We start from the raw sequence: 14,080 nt of genomic DNA, 5'->3' as shown, positions 1-14,080 counted from the left end.
AAAGTGATAGTGAGTACCGGATATACGCCAGGCATTCACCCGACGTTACGCGTCAACAGCTCGGTGAACGCCTTGGCCATGGGCGATTGTTCGTCCTTGCGTTGCACCAGCCACACCGCACTGGTTGCGCCGGGGTCGAGGACGTTGCGGTAGACCACGCCGTCGATGCGCATTCGCCGGTAGGACGCAGGCAGTACAGTGACGCCCAAGCCTGCTGCAACCAGGCCGATGACGGTCATCACTTCGCCCGCTTCCTGGGTGATCAGCGGGCTGAACCCTGCGGCGCGCGCAAGGCTCAGGACTTGCGCGTAGATGCCACTGCCATAAGTGCGCGGGAAGAACACGAACGGCTCGGCGGCCAGCGCCGCCATGTAGATTCCCTCCTCGCTTTCTGCCGCCAGCGGATGGTCGGCCCGCATGATCGCCACCAGCGGCTCACTCAGCAATTCGAACACCACCAGCGAGTCGGGCAATGCCAGCGGGCGCATGATGCCGACCTGAATGCTTTTGTCCTCAAGACCTGCCGCCACTTCCTGACTGGTGATCTCGGTCAGGGTCAGGTGCACGTCCGGGTAGGCCTGGCGGAAGGCAAAAATCGCCTGCGGGATGCTCGACGTAAACGGCGCAGACGAGGTAAAGCCGATCTTCAGCTCGCCGATTTCACCCAGTTGCGCACGCCGCGCCACATCGGTGGCCTTGTCGACCTGCGCCAGCACCAGCCGTGCCTCGTCGAGAAACAGCCGCCCGGATTCGCTCAACTCGACGCGCCGGTTGGTGCGTTCGAAAAGACGCGTGCCCAGTTCCTGCTCCAGCGTCTGAATCTGCTGGCTGAGCGGCGGTTGCGAAATCCCCAGCGCCTGCGCGGCGCGGCCAAAATGCAGCTCTTCGGCAACCGCGATGAAGTAACGCAGATGACGCAATTCCATGCGGCCTCCATTAAGTCGTGTTACCTATCAAACAGGTCGAACAATATATTGGATGGAATGATTAGCGAGCTATATGATTTTTTCATTGCCTGCTCAACCGTGCCCTGAGGTCTTTGTGAACCCTGCCGTTGCCCCGCCCACCCCCGACTTGAACACCTCGTCCGTACAGTCGTCGACACTGCCCGGCGATACCTACATCGAAAAGAACACGCCGCTTTTCAAACGCACGGCTCTGGCGCTGTTCGCTGGTGGGTTTTCGACCTTTACCCTGCTGTACTGCGTACAGCCGATGATGCCGACGCTGTCCAGCGAGTTCTCCCTGACGGCGGCACAAAGCAGCCTGATCCTGTCCGTCGCCACGGCAATGCTCGCCATCGGCCTGCTGATCACCGGGCCGATATCCGATCGGCTGGGGCGCAAGCCGGTGATGGTCATGGCGCTGCTCTGTGCGTCGCTGTTCACCATCGCCAGCGCCTTGATGCCCAGCTGGGAGGGCGTGCTGATTACCCGTGCCCTGGTGGGCCTGTCACTGAGCGGCCTGGCGGCAGTGGCGATGACCTACCTGAGCGAGGAGATCCACCCCACCCATCTGGGCCTGGCGATGGGGCTGTATATCGGCGGCAGCGCCGTCGGTGGCATGAGCGGAAGGCTGATCGTCGGGGTGATGATCGACTACGTCAGCTGGCACGCGGCGATGCTGGTGGTCGGCGGGCTGGCGCTGATCGCCGCAGCGGTGTTCTGGAAGATCCTGCCGGCGTCGCGCAACTTCCGCCCGCGCTCGCTGCACCCTCGCAGTCTGTTCGACGGGTTTGTGGTGCAGTTTCGTGATGCAGGCTTGCCGCTGCTGTTTCTGACCGGCTTCCTGCTGATGGGCGCATTCGTCACGCTGTTCAACTACATCGCCTACCGCTTTCTGAGCGCACCCTACAACCTGAGCCAGGCCGTGGTCGGCGTGTTTTCCGTGGTGTACCTGTCAGGCATCTACAGCTCGGCAAAGATCGGCTCGCTGGCTGACCGCCTTGGCCGCCGACAGGTGCTGTGGGCGGTGATCGTGATGATGCTGGCCGGCCTGCTGCTGACCCTGTTCACCCCTCTGCCGCTGGTGATCGTCGGTGTACTGATCTTCACCTTCGGCTTCTTCGGCGCACATTCGGTGGCCAGCAGCTGGGTCGGACGCAGGGCCACCACCGCCAGAGGCCAGGCCGCGTCCCTGTACCTGTTCTGTTACTACGCAGGCTCGAGCGTGGCCGGAACCGGCGGCGGCGTGTTCTGGCACTACGCGGGCTGGAACGGTATCGGGCTGTTTATAGGCGTGTTGCTGCTGATTGCCCTTGGTGTGGCGTTGCGACTGGCAAGGTTGCAGCCGCTGGGGGCGCAGGTTTAGTCACCCGGCAGACGCAGGCGGATGGGGAGACGCAATGGCACTCCCATCAGGCACCTGACCCTTTCCAAGAAATTTATTTTCATATATTTGTTTATATTTAATTTTCGTGTAATTTATTTTCATCACGAAAACAGAGATAAAAACAATGAATACCTGTGATCGCCCTGAAACGCCCCTGCTCCACCTTATTGCGTCGTCCCTGCCGAGTACTCCCGAGTCGCCTTCAGGCTGACAGCTTCAGCTGTTGGTGTTGCGCCCTCGCCTACCCACTTTGCAAGGAATCGTCGCTATGTCGCCGTCACCCGGTCTTTCGCTATTGGTCTACGCCGCTGTCGCCATCATCGCCTTGATCGTGCTGATCGCGCGTTACCGCCTCAATCCGTTTATCGTCATTACGCTTGTTTCGGTCGGTCTGGCCCTGGTCGCCGGAATGCCGGCCAGTGGCGTGGTGGCTTCTTATGAAGCGGGGGTTGGCAAAACGCTGGGGCATATCGCGCTGGTCGTGGCGCTGGGCACCATGCTGGGCAAGATGATGGCCGAGTCTGGCGGTGCCGAGCAGGTGGCGCGCACCCTGATCGATCGCTTTGGCGAGCGTAACGCGCACTGGGCCATGGTCTGCATTGCGTTTCTGGTGGGCTTGCCACTGTTCTTCGAAGTCGGCTTCGTTCTGCTGGTACCGATTGCCTTCACTGTGGCCCGGCGTGTCGGGGTGTCGATTCTGATGGTCGGCCTGCCGATGGTCGCCGGTCTGTCGGTGGTGCATGCGCTGGTGCCGCCGCACCCTGCTGCGATGCTCGCGGTGCAGGCGTATCAGGCGTCGGTAGGGCAAACGCTGTTCTACGCCATCCTGATCGGCATCCCGACGGCGATCATCGCCGGTCCGGTGTATGCCAAATTCATTGTGCCGCGCATCCACTTGCCAGCTGAAAACCCGCTGGCCAAGCAGTTTCTCGACCGCGAGCCACGCCAGAAGCTGCCCAGCTTCGGCCTGACCATGGCCACGATTCTGCTGCCGGTGGTGCTGATGCTGCTGGGTGGCTGGGCCAACCTGATCAGTACACCGGGCAGCGCGTTCAACAGCTTTCTGCTGTTCATCGGCAACTCGGTGATTGCCCTGCTGCTGGCCACCCTGCTGAGTTTCTGGACACTGGGCATCGCGCAGGGCTTCAACCGCGACTCGATTCTGAAATTCACCAACGAGTGCCTGGCACCGACCGCGAGCATCACGTTGCTGGTAGGCGCCGGTGGTGGCTTGAACCGCATTCTGATCGACAGCGGCGTGACCAATGAGATCGTGGGTCTGGCGCAGGACTTTCATCTGTCGCCCCTGCTGATGGGCTGGTTGTTCGCGGCACTGATGCGGGTTGCGACGGGGTCGGCAACGGTGGCGATGACCACGGCATCGGGCATCGTCGCACCTGTCGCGCTGGGGCTGGGTTACCCGCACCCCGAACTGCTGGTGTTGGCAACGGGCGCAGGCTCGGTGATCTTTTCCCACGTCAACGACGGTGGTTTCTGGCTTATCAAGGAGTATTTCAACATGACCGTCGCGCAAACGTTCAAGACCTGGACGGTATTGGAGACGCTGATTTCTGTCGTCGCTTTCGCCCTGACGCTGGGCCTGGCGCAGGTGCTTTGAGTGGACATTCTGTACCAGATACGTGCCCGTCAGGATTCCTTCAGCGCAGGAGAAGGACGAATCGCCAGGCTGTTGCTCAGCGATATCGCCTTCGCGGCCAGTGCCAGTCTGGATGAGCTGGCCAGCCGCGCCGAGGTCAGCAGTGCGACGCTGTCACGTTTCGCGCGCAGCATCGGTTGCCGGGATCTGCGCGACTTGCGCCTGCAACTGGCCCAGGCCAGCGGCGTCGGCAGCCGCTTTCTGCATCCGGAACCGGCGCCGGAGCAGTCGGCGTTTTTCACCCGAATTGTCGACGACATCGAAGCCACCCTGCGCCAGCACCTGGCCGGCTTCGATGCAACGCGCTTTGCCGCCGCCATCGCCTGTGTCGCCGATGCGCGCATGATTCACACATTCGGCATGGGCGGTTGCTCCAGCCTGTGCAGCGAGGAACTGCAAACCCGGCTGGTGCGCCTGGGTTACCCGGTGGCCGCCTGCCGCGACCCGGTGATGATGCGCATGGTCGCCGCCACGCTTGGCCCGCAACACAGCCTGATTGTCTGCTCGCTCAGCGGACGCACACCGGAACTGCTCGACGCCGTGACCCTGGCGCGCAGCTACGGTGCCCGCGTGCTGGCCATCACGCTGCCTGATTCACCGCTGGCACAACTGGCCGAGGTCGTGCTGCCGCTACAGATTGCTGAAACCAATTTCATCTATAAACCCACCGCAGCGCGTTACGGCATGCTGCTGACCATTGACGTGCTGGCCACTGAACTGGCGTTGGCGAGCCCTGAAGACAATCAGGAGCGGCTGCGCCGGATCAAGCTTGCACTGGATGAATACCGTGGCGGCGAAGATGGCCTGCCGCTGGGAGACTGAACCATGCTTTATGACCTGATCATTCGCGACGCACTGGTCATCGACGGCAGTGACACACCGGGGATACGCGCCGATGTGGCGATCAGCGACGGACGCATCCAGCGCATCGGCAGTCTGAGCGATGCCAGTGCCCGTGAAGAAATCGATGCAGCCGGTCGCGTGCTGGCGCCAGGGTTTATCGATGTGCACACCCACGACGATACGGTGGTCATCCGCAAACCCGAGATGCTGCCGAAGATCAGTCAGGGCGTGACGACCGTCATCGTCGGCAACTGCGGGATCAGCGCGTCGCCGGTCTCGCTGAGCGGCAATCCGCCCGACCCGATGAACCTGCTGGGCGACGCGGCGGCGTTCGTCTATCCACGTTTCACCGACTACCGCGCGGCCGTCGACAACGCCCGGCCCGCCGTCAACGTGGCGGCCCTGATTGGCCATACCGCCTTGCGCAGCAACCACATGGATGACTTGTTGCGCAGCGCCAGCCCGGAAGAAATTGCCGCCATGCGCGAGCAGTTGCGCGACAGCCTGGAAGCCGGCGCACTGGGGTTATCGACCGGCCTTGCCTACGCCTCGGCGTTCTCGGCCGAAACCAGCGAGGTCAAGCAACTGGCGGAAGAGCTCAGCGCATTCGGCGCGATTTACACCACCCACCTGCGCAGCGAATTCGAGCCGGTGCTGGAGGCCATGGCGGAAGCATTCGATATAGGTCGCCATGCGCGCTCACCGGTCATCATCTCGCACATGAAATGCGCCGGTGCAGGCAACTGGGGACGCAGCCCACAACTGCTGGCGGCCCTGGAAAAAGCCGCGCAGGACCATCCGGTAGGCTGCGACTGCTATCCCTATGCGGCCAGCTCTTCGACGCTGGACCTCAAACAAGTTACAGACGCGTTCCGCATCACCATCACCTGGTCTACGCCGCACCCGGATCAGGGCGGCAGGGATCTGCAGGACATTGCCGCCGACTGGGGGCTGTCATTGCTGGACGCCGCACGCAAGTTGCAACCTGCAGGCGCGGTGTACTACGGCATGGATGAGGGCGACGTCGAGCGCATCATGTCTCACCCGCTGACGATGATCGGCTCCGATGGCCTTCCGGAAGACCCGTTTCCCCATCCGCGCCTGTGGGGCGCGTTCCCGAGGGTGCTCGGGCATTTCAGCCGCGACAAGGGGCTGTTTGCGTTGCACACCGCCGTACACAAAATGACCGGGCTGTCGGCCGCGCGCTTCGCCTTGCACGAACGCGGCCTTATTCGCGAGGGTTACTGGGCGGATCTGGTGCTGTTCAACCCGCAAACCGTACGCGACGTTGCGGATTTCAAAGATCCTCAGCGAGCGGCGCAGGGCATCGACGGTGTCTGGGTCAACGGCCGCTTGAGCTACGCCGACGGCAAACCGCAAGGCGAGCGACAGGGCCGATTCCTGCCACGCAACGGTTCGCTGCGCGAAGGCTTTGCGGATGCGAAAGCGCCGACGTAGTCGTCGGCGCTGAAAAGGGAAGGATGCCCCTGGTACGTACAGTGTTACCAGAGGTAGGGAAACAGGAACTCGATCGAGTGCCGGGATAGGTTCAGGGCTACCGGCTTGCGGCCGTCCAACGTTATCAAGCCCTCTTTGGCCATCTGGCTCAACAGACTGCGTGTGGTGCGCTCGCCGACGCCCAAGCGGGCCTGAATATCAGCGCGCTGCTGATCGCCCTGATAGAGCAACGCCTTATAGACATCTCGGGCCTCTATACGGAGCTCAGGAAGAGTCTCGCCCTTGCTGTCCGAAAGCGCGCGACGGCTGCGCATCTCGAAATAAACGTCGATCCGCTCGCCAAGCCTTTCCGGTTCAAGCTGCGCGCTGAAGTATTGCACCTGATCCAGGGCAGTCTCCGTGAAGAAACGGGTCCAGCGCAACAGGCCACTATCCGAGAGCTCACCCCGCCCGTCCAGCTCACCTTTGCGCGGGTGGTCGGCGGCGCCAAGCATCTCGTAGTAGGCGGCGACGTTGCGGGCAAATCCACGGCTCATGGACCACAGACCATACCCACCAAAGCCAGCTGCCTTGAGGTACTGATCCGTGAACAGGCGGCCGGTGCGACCGTTGCCATCCATAAATGGGTGAATCCACATCAGCCTGTGGTGCGACGCTGCAGCCGCAAAGAAGCCCGAAAGGCCGTGGATCCAGTCCAGGCGGTACATTCGCTCAAAATCGTTGAGGTATGTGGGCATCTGCTCGACGGTTGGCGGGATGTGCTTGCCGACGCGAACCCCTAAATGCCGGAATTCGCCGGGGACCATACGCACGGTATCGCCCTTCTCATTGAGTTGAATATCCAGCATATCTTCGGGCACGCCAACATAGAACTCGCGGTGCATGCGTGAGATAGCGCTCTTCGTGCACACGTCGACCTGATTGATAGGCTCATCGGTAAGTCGACGCTGGGCTTCAATGTGACGCTTGATCTCCTGCAGGTCCTTGGCACCCTTGAACTCCTGAGGCGCATCCTCGGCACGCAGAATGTCGGCGGGAATCGTGGAGTTACCCTCGATCTTGTTGCTGTAGTAAGAATTCACCACCCGAAGTAGATTCATCATCGGCAAGCGCAGCGGGCCCGGAATTTTCGCGTGGAGAGCCGCATCGAGCCGCATGATCTGCACGACCTGATCCTGCAACTCATCGGGCGCTTTGTCTTGGGGAATGTACGGTGTGAATGCCATTTGCCGGCTTTAAACCCCGTCTAACGCCCCTATTTATAGGGCCTGGGTAATTTTTAACCGGCTATTTTTGCCGGATTTCTTGCCGGCAATTTATCACTCCTTGTCCCTAAGAGCACTACCGTCGTCCGATGACCAGCGATCAGCCATGAGAATCAGCAAGAGGAATAGTCTTTTCTATTCCTCTCCCACAGGTTTAACTCTCAAAAACCAACATCGTCAGCCCAGCAACTACTGGTGATACTGCGCCGACAACTCGTGCACCGCGTTGATGAACGCGCCGGCATTGGCCGGGTCGACTTCAGGGGTGATGCCATGGCCGAGGTTGAAGACGTGGCCGGTGCCGCTGCCGTAGCTGGCAAGGATACGCGCGACTTCCTGGCGGATGGCTTCCGGGCGCGCGTACAGCACGGTCGGGTCCATGTTGCCTTGCAGCGAAACCTTGCTGCCGACACGCTGACGCGCTTCGCCGATGTCGCAGGTCCAGTCCAGCCCGAGGGTGTCTGCACCGATGTCGGCAATGCTTTCCAGCCACAGACCGCCGCCTTTGGTGAACACGATCACCGGCACCTTGCGCCCGTCGTTTTCGCGAATCAGGCCGTTGACGATCTTGCGCATGTAGGCCAGCGAGAACTCCTGATAGGCCGCCGAAGACAGGCTGCCGCCCCAGCTGTCGAAGATCTGCACGGCCTGCGCACCGGCCAGAATCTGGCCATTGAGGTAGGAGGTCACTGACTGCGCCAGCTTGTCGAGCAGCAGGTGCATGGCTTGCGGGTTGTCATAGAGCATGGCCTTGGACTTGCGGAAGTCTTTCGACGAACCGCCCTCGACCATGTAGGTCGCCAGCGTCCACGGGCTGCCAGCGAAACCGATCAGCGGTACACGACCGTTGAGTTCACGGCGAATGGTGCTGACCGCATCCATCACGTAGCCCAGATCCTGCTGTGCATCAGGGATCGGCAACGCTTCGATGTCAGCCAGCGTGCTGACGGTTTTCTTGAAACGCGGGCCTTCGCCGGTTTCGAAGTACAGCCCCTGGCCCATCGCATCGGGAATGGTCAGGATGTCGGAGAACAGAATTGCCGCATCCAGCGGGTAGCGATCCAGCGGCTGCAAGGTGACTTCACAGGCGAACTGCGGGTTCTTGCACAGGCTCATGAAGTCCCCGGCACTGGCGCGGCTGGCGCGGTATTCCGGCAGGTAACGACCTGCCTGACGCATCATCCATACCGGCGTGACGTCTACGGGTTGCTTGAGCAAAGCGCGAAGGAAACGGTCGTTCTTCAGGGCAGTCATGTCGGCATCCGCAATAAAAGTGCCGGCATTTTCTCAGAGCTCGACGCAAAAGGCACGGCGAGAGCCGTGCCTTTTGTCTATCGAGGCGATTTGTCAGGCTGATTCAGCGGCCGCCAGTCTGAATTATTTGTGGGGATCCTTGACGTCGACAGCCCTGATGATGCCCTTTTCACTGGGTTCGAGTATCAAGCGCCAGGCTCCTCTCCCGGTACTTCTGCCGACACCGGGAAGATCAAGCGAAAAACCTGTTTTGCCGTGTTTATGCAGACTGCCGTTGCCGTCCAGTTCGAAGCGCTCTTTTGCCTTCTTGACCGCGACGACAAGGTCATCCTCGATGTCTTTCTGAGCGTTCTTGAAGCTGCGACTTTCAAAGAACCCTTCCAGATCAACCTTGTACCTCTTTACGCGGTGACCGTTGTCCGGCGATCCGCTATCGCTGCCCGAGCCACTGGAGGACTTGGGTTTTGAATGCTTCTTGCCACCGCGCAATCCTGCCGAGGCGTGTACCCAAACATTTTGCCTGTCGAGCTGAATCGGCAATTGGTAATACGCATCCGGCCGGCGCGGATCGATCACCCGCCAGACTGCGGAATCAGCGTCGTACCTGACGGCGTAGGCCTTGTCGTGTTGCACGGCATAAAAACGGCTTGGCGCGCCTTCCCGAGTCTTTTCAAAAACGCCTTTGTAAAAGCCGTCATCGCGTAATTTCAACCCGCCGGGGATTCTTGCCACGGCTGTTTTCGGATCGAGGACAGAGCGGCCGATAGACGTCGCTGCGGGCGTCTTGACCCGTCGCCCCTTGGGCAGCGCCAATCCATCGGCCAGTAGCAGCGCCGCCTGAACGAAATACAGCGGAGCACTTGCCTTGTCATCAACAGTCGTTGCGACGCCCTGCCATATGGCATAAAAACTGCGCAGCGCGGCAATCGGCAGCCTCACCTTGAAAGGTGCGAAGGTGAGTACGATGTCGCCAACGAGTTTGGTGATTTCCCAGGCGCTCTCCCAATTGGTTTCCCAAGTGGTATTGGTCTGTTCATCGACAGCAGAAATCACCCGCGCGACTTCAGACGCGTAAACCGCATCGAGAAAACTGCCGGTGCAGGGCTGCAGCTCCATGAACAGCGTGTCACGGCCAGAGGTCAGGACGTGCCTGACATGGGCCTGGGACGCCAGAGGTGCCCTGCTCACCAGATAGTCCAGCAATTCAGGTTCAAGCAGTACTTGTTGCTGAAGAGCCTGCGCATCGCTTACTTCCCGAAAGCATCTGCCGTCGGGCGCCTGAGGGGTGAACACCACCAGGCTGGCCACGCTGGAGAGAGACTCCACGCCGACCAGCAGTATGCCGCTCAATGTCACATCATTGATCGACAACTGACTGACCTGAATACGGTGCCCCTCCACCGCCGCACGATCATTGCCTTCAGCCGGGCGATCCAGCACGGCGGCGAGCCATTTGTAACCTCTGTTCGCCAACTCGGGAGGAAGCCCGCCATCGCCAAGAAAGTCTCCGGCCATTTTTGCTTCGAGGGCGTCCAGACGCATCTGTGCGCGCATGACGCTCGCGAAACGTTCGCGGTGCCATTGCCCGGCTGTCGAGGTCAATAATTCAGTGTTGAGGAATCGGACATAGTTTTCGCCGACGTTCAGATCACGAATCAGACCGAACAGATAGCCGGCGCTCAAAAAGCTGAGCAGTTGCTCCTGATCGTCAAACGCGCGACCGGTGAGCAGAAAGTTGATATCGGTAACGGCAATGTTTTCCAGCGACAGCGCCGTCAGGCTGCGCTGCTGCGTTTCAACATTCGGCTCGACCTCTGAAGGACCGACGTAGGTGTAATCCGTATCAATGATAATGGCTGGGTCAATCTTGATGCTCGCGGTGTGGACAGTGATAGCGTCCGGGTCCACTGCCACCCCATGGTCGAGCAGGATTCGCTCCTGGAGTTTCTCGCGCGCATATTTGCGCAACAGATCAGGCTCTCCGTACCCGGAAGGATCGAGCAGGTCCGGCGCCTGAGCTTCGAGCAGTGCCTGAGTGTAATCCTGCACTGCCGCTTTCCAGCGTTGCTTTTCGAAATCGGCCGCATTCGCGAACCACTCGGGTAGAAACCCGCTTTCGATTTCAGTCGGCTTTCCGGGGTCAAACCAGCCGCGATTGTCCTTGATGGCCAGACGGGTCAGGAAGTCGCGAAAACGCTTAACGTCCTGTTCGAACTGCATGCCGAGCAGTGCTCGTTCTTCGGCCTTCAACTGCGCACTGATCGCCAGATAAAAGCTGTCGGTGCCCTCCTTGAATGAAGTGATTTCACCGTTGCCGATGTCCTGTGCACGGTAATTGCCGTAGTTGTCATGCAGCAAAACGATGCGTGTATCGTCAGGGCCTGGCGTGACATACCGGGTCATGCCGTAGTCGATGATCACCAGCTCTCGTCCCAGCGTGTCAGCCAGCACCTGACTGGCAAGGTCGCGGGCCAGCTCATCCGTATGGATATTGAAACTGCGCGTTCGCGCCAGACCATCGATAGCCAGACTGCTGCGCCACTCATCCAGAGAAATGTTCAGCGCTTCGCCAAGGGCATCCGGCAATAGCGTTTTCTCCAGCAAGTCGGCTTCCTCCTGCTCCGTCAACGGCATTTGCTCCAGCAACTCCTCAAGACGTGCGACCGGAACCTCGGGGCATAAGGCACACAGCACGCCCAGCGCCGGAGTCAGAAAAATCTGCTGACGAACCCACAACGGCAGGAGAGGGTTACGTGTGCGAGTATCCAGCTGGCTTTTTGAAACCCCCTCATTCGCCGCCACCAGGGCATCGAACAACAGCGGTCTCTGGTCTTTCGCCAAGCCGGCGATCTGCTCACGCAGGGTCACTATTCGTCCAGCGACACTGTGGCTGCCCGGAAAGTCACCTCCCATCCCGAGGCCAGAACTCGCAGGCAGCTGGCTGAACACCAAGTGCAGCAGCGGCTCCTCAGCGGAGACCGGAACATCCTCCGGCGCGACATAAGCGTCACCGTTTTGCATCAGGACAATACTGTTCTGAACGACGCTGTCATCGCTGCCCTTCAGAAAAACCGCGAGCACTTCGTCGTTTTCGTTGTGAATCCTGATCGACAGCTCTGCTGGCCATTCAGGCAACTGAACCAGCAAGGCAAACAAGGCGTCATCGCCATCATCCGGAAAAAAATCTTTCTCTGTGAAGCGCTCGACGAACTGGTCGATGATGCGGTCGGCCCGTTCCCGGTTGCGGTGTTCGCGGACGGCAACGCTACTGGGCGTGAACCTGTCCGGACCGAGAGATTTCTGTTCAGTGGAGCGCGCAAGCTTGCCCATGGGTGCTGCTTTCAACATGGCTATTTCCTTATAGCGACATGGATGGCGGGAGCATCGAAGGCGATGAGCTCCCGATGAGGGTCAGGAGCGTAATCCTTTTCAGAAGCAGGCACAGGGGGCGGAAAACAGCTGTAAACAATCACCTGTCGCCTACGCCGCAACAGGCTTTGCTCGGGATTCGCAGAAGGGGTTGAAAGCTTGGTACACCGCCCCTGGCAGGGCGGCGCAACGCGATGAAAAGCGCGTTGTAATACCAGGATAGGGTTATTTCAAAACGTCACAAAACCGTTTTCCGAGCCCCGTCCCGGCCATCCAGACCTGGCCTTGGCCAGGCTGGAATAGGGAATCAATTAGCCTGGCTGATACCCGACGCTGCAAGCGACTGTTCAAGTGCGTAGGCATAGCTCAGCAAATCAGCTTCGTCCCAGGCCGTAGAAAGAAAATACAGCCCTCGGGGCAGGCCATTCTCTTCGAGCCCGACAGGCACGGTTATTCCCGGATAACCCGCGATTGCGCCAACCGCTTTGAACGAAACCTCTGACCAGTCAATCAGCGCGTCAAGCGCGTGCTGTTGCAAGAGCCCATCGATCAATTGCCGATGGGCAGTGCGCAGACTGGTTGCAATGGACAGGTAATCCTCCTGATCGAGAGTCGCGCCCGAGGAGTCGATCATTAAATCCTGGTCATAGGCTTGCGCCCCATCCGACGCGGTGTTGAATGCGATGATGTCATCCAGCGTGCTGACACCCAACCCGGTGCGTGTGCTCAAGTAAGCGTTAAGCTCACGCTTGAAGTCATGCAGCAGCACTAGATACTCCGGGGTGCTGTCAATCGAAGGAACGTCAACTGGAACCAGTATCGCCCCGGCCGAACTCAAACGACTCTTCACCTTTTGGAATTCAGGATCGTCGTCCATCAGCATGCCGTCATGGGTGCGGCTCGAATAGCCCAGGCGCTTGCCATTCAACGCGTCCGTTCTGAGCTGATCGACATAGTTCACGGTGTTAGCGGTGGCTTGGGCGGTGGCGTCGTCGAGAGGGTCGGTGCCGCTCATCGCCGTCAGCAGGATGGCGGTATCCGTGACCGTTCGCGCCATGGGCCCGGGGGTGTCCTGACGACTGGAGAGCGGAATCATGCCGGTACGGCTGAGCAGACCCAGCGTAGGCCTCAGCCCTATCACACCACTCGTGGCGGCAGGCTGGATGATCGACCCATTGGTCTCGGTGCCCACCGCCAGGGGTGAAAATCCAGCCGCAAGGCCCACTGCCGAACCGGAGCTGGAGCCGAGCGGATCAGCGCTCAGGTCATAGGGATGACGCGTCTGCCCGCCGCGGCCACTCCAGCCGCTCGGCACCTCGTATCCACGGAAATACGCCCATTCGCTGAGATTGGCCTTGCCGATAATGATCGCGCCGGCCTCGCGAAGCCGCTGCACCACAAAAGCATCGCGTTGCGCAGGCAAGCCGACCATCGAGAGAGAGCCCGCAGTGGTCTGCATCTGGTCGCCCGTATCGAGATTGTCTTTCACCAGTACGGGAATGCCGTGCAGCGGCCCACGTTCCTCACCGCGAGAACGCTCCTCGTCCATTTGCGCGGCCAGCTGCAGCGCGTCGGGGTTGATTTCAATGACCGCGTTAAGCGCCGGGCCATTTTTGTTCAGCGCTTCGATGCGCTGGAGCAGGTCTGTCACCAGCCCGGCAGAGGTCAGGCTGCCTGCGCTCATGCGTCGCTGAAGCTCGACACTGGATTCAAAGTAAACGGCCTTGTTTTCGATGATCGAACCGAACACGGGGCCATCGAAGTCGGCGTGCGCCTGGCTGGCAAATGTAAAGGGCGCTATCGAGAGCGCAAGGCAGAAACCAAACTGATTGTTCATGACGTCCTTCCCTGGTTGATAAAACGCTCGTCTTGAGCGAGTTACACCGAGCTTAGGAAGGAGTGG

9 protein-coding genes are annotated in these 14,080 nt (G+C 60.1%); 4 read left to right on the top strand and 5 right to left on the bottom strand.

Annotated features, from left to right (window positions below):
• Positions 1 to 35: 35 nt before the first annotated feature.
• Positions 36 to 926: a LysR family transcriptional regulator gene (locus GE543_RS22460; protein WP_153222415.1), complete on the bottom strand. Its 891-nt coding sequence runs from the start codon at positions 924 to 926 to the stop codon at positions 36 to 38.
• A gap of 115 nt (positions 927 to 1,041) precedes the next feature.
• On the opposite strand from GE543_RS22460, the gene GE543_RS22455 reads away from it, so the two are divergent.
• The 4 genes from GE543_RS22455 (at position 1,042) to GE543_RS22440 (ending at position 6,289) form a co-directional block, all read left to right on the top strand.
• On the top strand, positions 1,042 to 2,310 hold the full coding sequence (locus tag GE543_RS22455; RefSeq protein WP_371927231.1) for an MFS transporter: 1,269 nt from the start codon (positions 1,042 to 1,044) through the stop codon (positions 2,308 to 2,310).
• A 289-nt stretch (positions 2,311 to 2,599) separates the two neighbouring features.
• Positions 2,600 to 3,949 (top strand): GntP family permease, encoded by a 1,350-nt coding sequence (locus tag GE543_RS22450; protein ID WP_004409270.1) that lies wholly within the window; start codon positions 2,600 to 2,602, stop codon positions 3,947 to 3,949.
• Positions 3,950 to 4,810 carry a MurR/RpiR family transcriptional regulator gene (locus GE543_RS22445; protein ID WP_003414261.1) on the top strand — a complete coding sequence of 287 codons (861 nt, stop codon included), beginning with the start codon at positions 3,950 to 3,952 and terminating at the stop codon, positions 4,808 to 4,810.
• 3 nt (positions 4,811 to 4,813) lie between these two features.
• Entirely contained in the window at positions 4,814 to 6,289 is a 1,476-nt protein-coding gene (locus GE543_RS22440; RefSeq protein ID WP_153222413.1) for an amidohydrolase family protein, read from the top strand.
• A gap of 44 nt (positions 6,290 to 6,333) precedes the next feature.
• On the opposite strand, the gene GE543_RS22435 is transcribed toward GE543_RS22440, so the two are convergent.
• The 4 genes from GE543_RS22435 to GE543_RS22420 all read right to left on the bottom strand — a co-directional run bounded on the left by GE543_RS22435 (position 6,334) and on the right by GE543_RS22420 (position 14,014).
• Positions 6,334 to 7,515 (bottom strand): Fic family protein, encoded by a 1,182-nt coding sequence (locus GE543_RS22435; protein ID WP_153222412.1) that lies wholly within the window; start codon positions 7,513 to 7,515, stop codon positions 6,334 to 6,336.
• A 228-nt stretch (positions 7,516 to 7,743) separates the two neighbouring features.
• Positions 7,744 to 8,808 carry a uroporphyrinogen decarboxylase gene (gene hemE / locus GE543_RS22430; RefSeq protein ID WP_003414256.1) on the bottom strand — a complete coding sequence of 355 codons (1,065 nt, stop codon included), beginning with the start codon at positions 8,806 to 8,808 and terminating at the stop codon, positions 7,744 to 7,746.
• A 123-nt stretch (positions 8,809 to 8,931) separates the two neighbouring features.
• Complete coding sequence (locus GE543_RS22425) at positions 8,932 to 12,156, bottom strand: dermonecrotic toxin domain-containing protein (protein ID WP_153222411.1); 3,225 nt, start codon at positions 12,154 to 12,156, stop codon at positions 8,932 to 8,934.
• A gap of 328 nt (positions 12,157 to 12,484) precedes the next feature.
• Complete coding sequence (locus GE543_RS22420; RefSeq protein WP_153222410.1) at positions 12,485 to 14,014, bottom strand: amidase family protein; 1,530 nt, start codon at positions 14,012 to 14,014, stop codon at positions 12,485 to 12,487.
• Between the last annotated feature and the right edge of the window lie 66 nt (positions 14,015 to 14,080).

This window comes from Pseudomonas sp. SZ57 (genome assembly GCF_009495975.1).
Classification (GTDB): Bacteria; Pseudomonadota; Gammaproteobacteria; order Pseudomonadales; family Pseudomonadaceae; genus Aquipseudomonas; species Aquipseudomonas syringae.
Note: the sequence above shows the minus strand (reverse complement) of the source record. Positions and strands in the feature narration are given on the sequence as shown.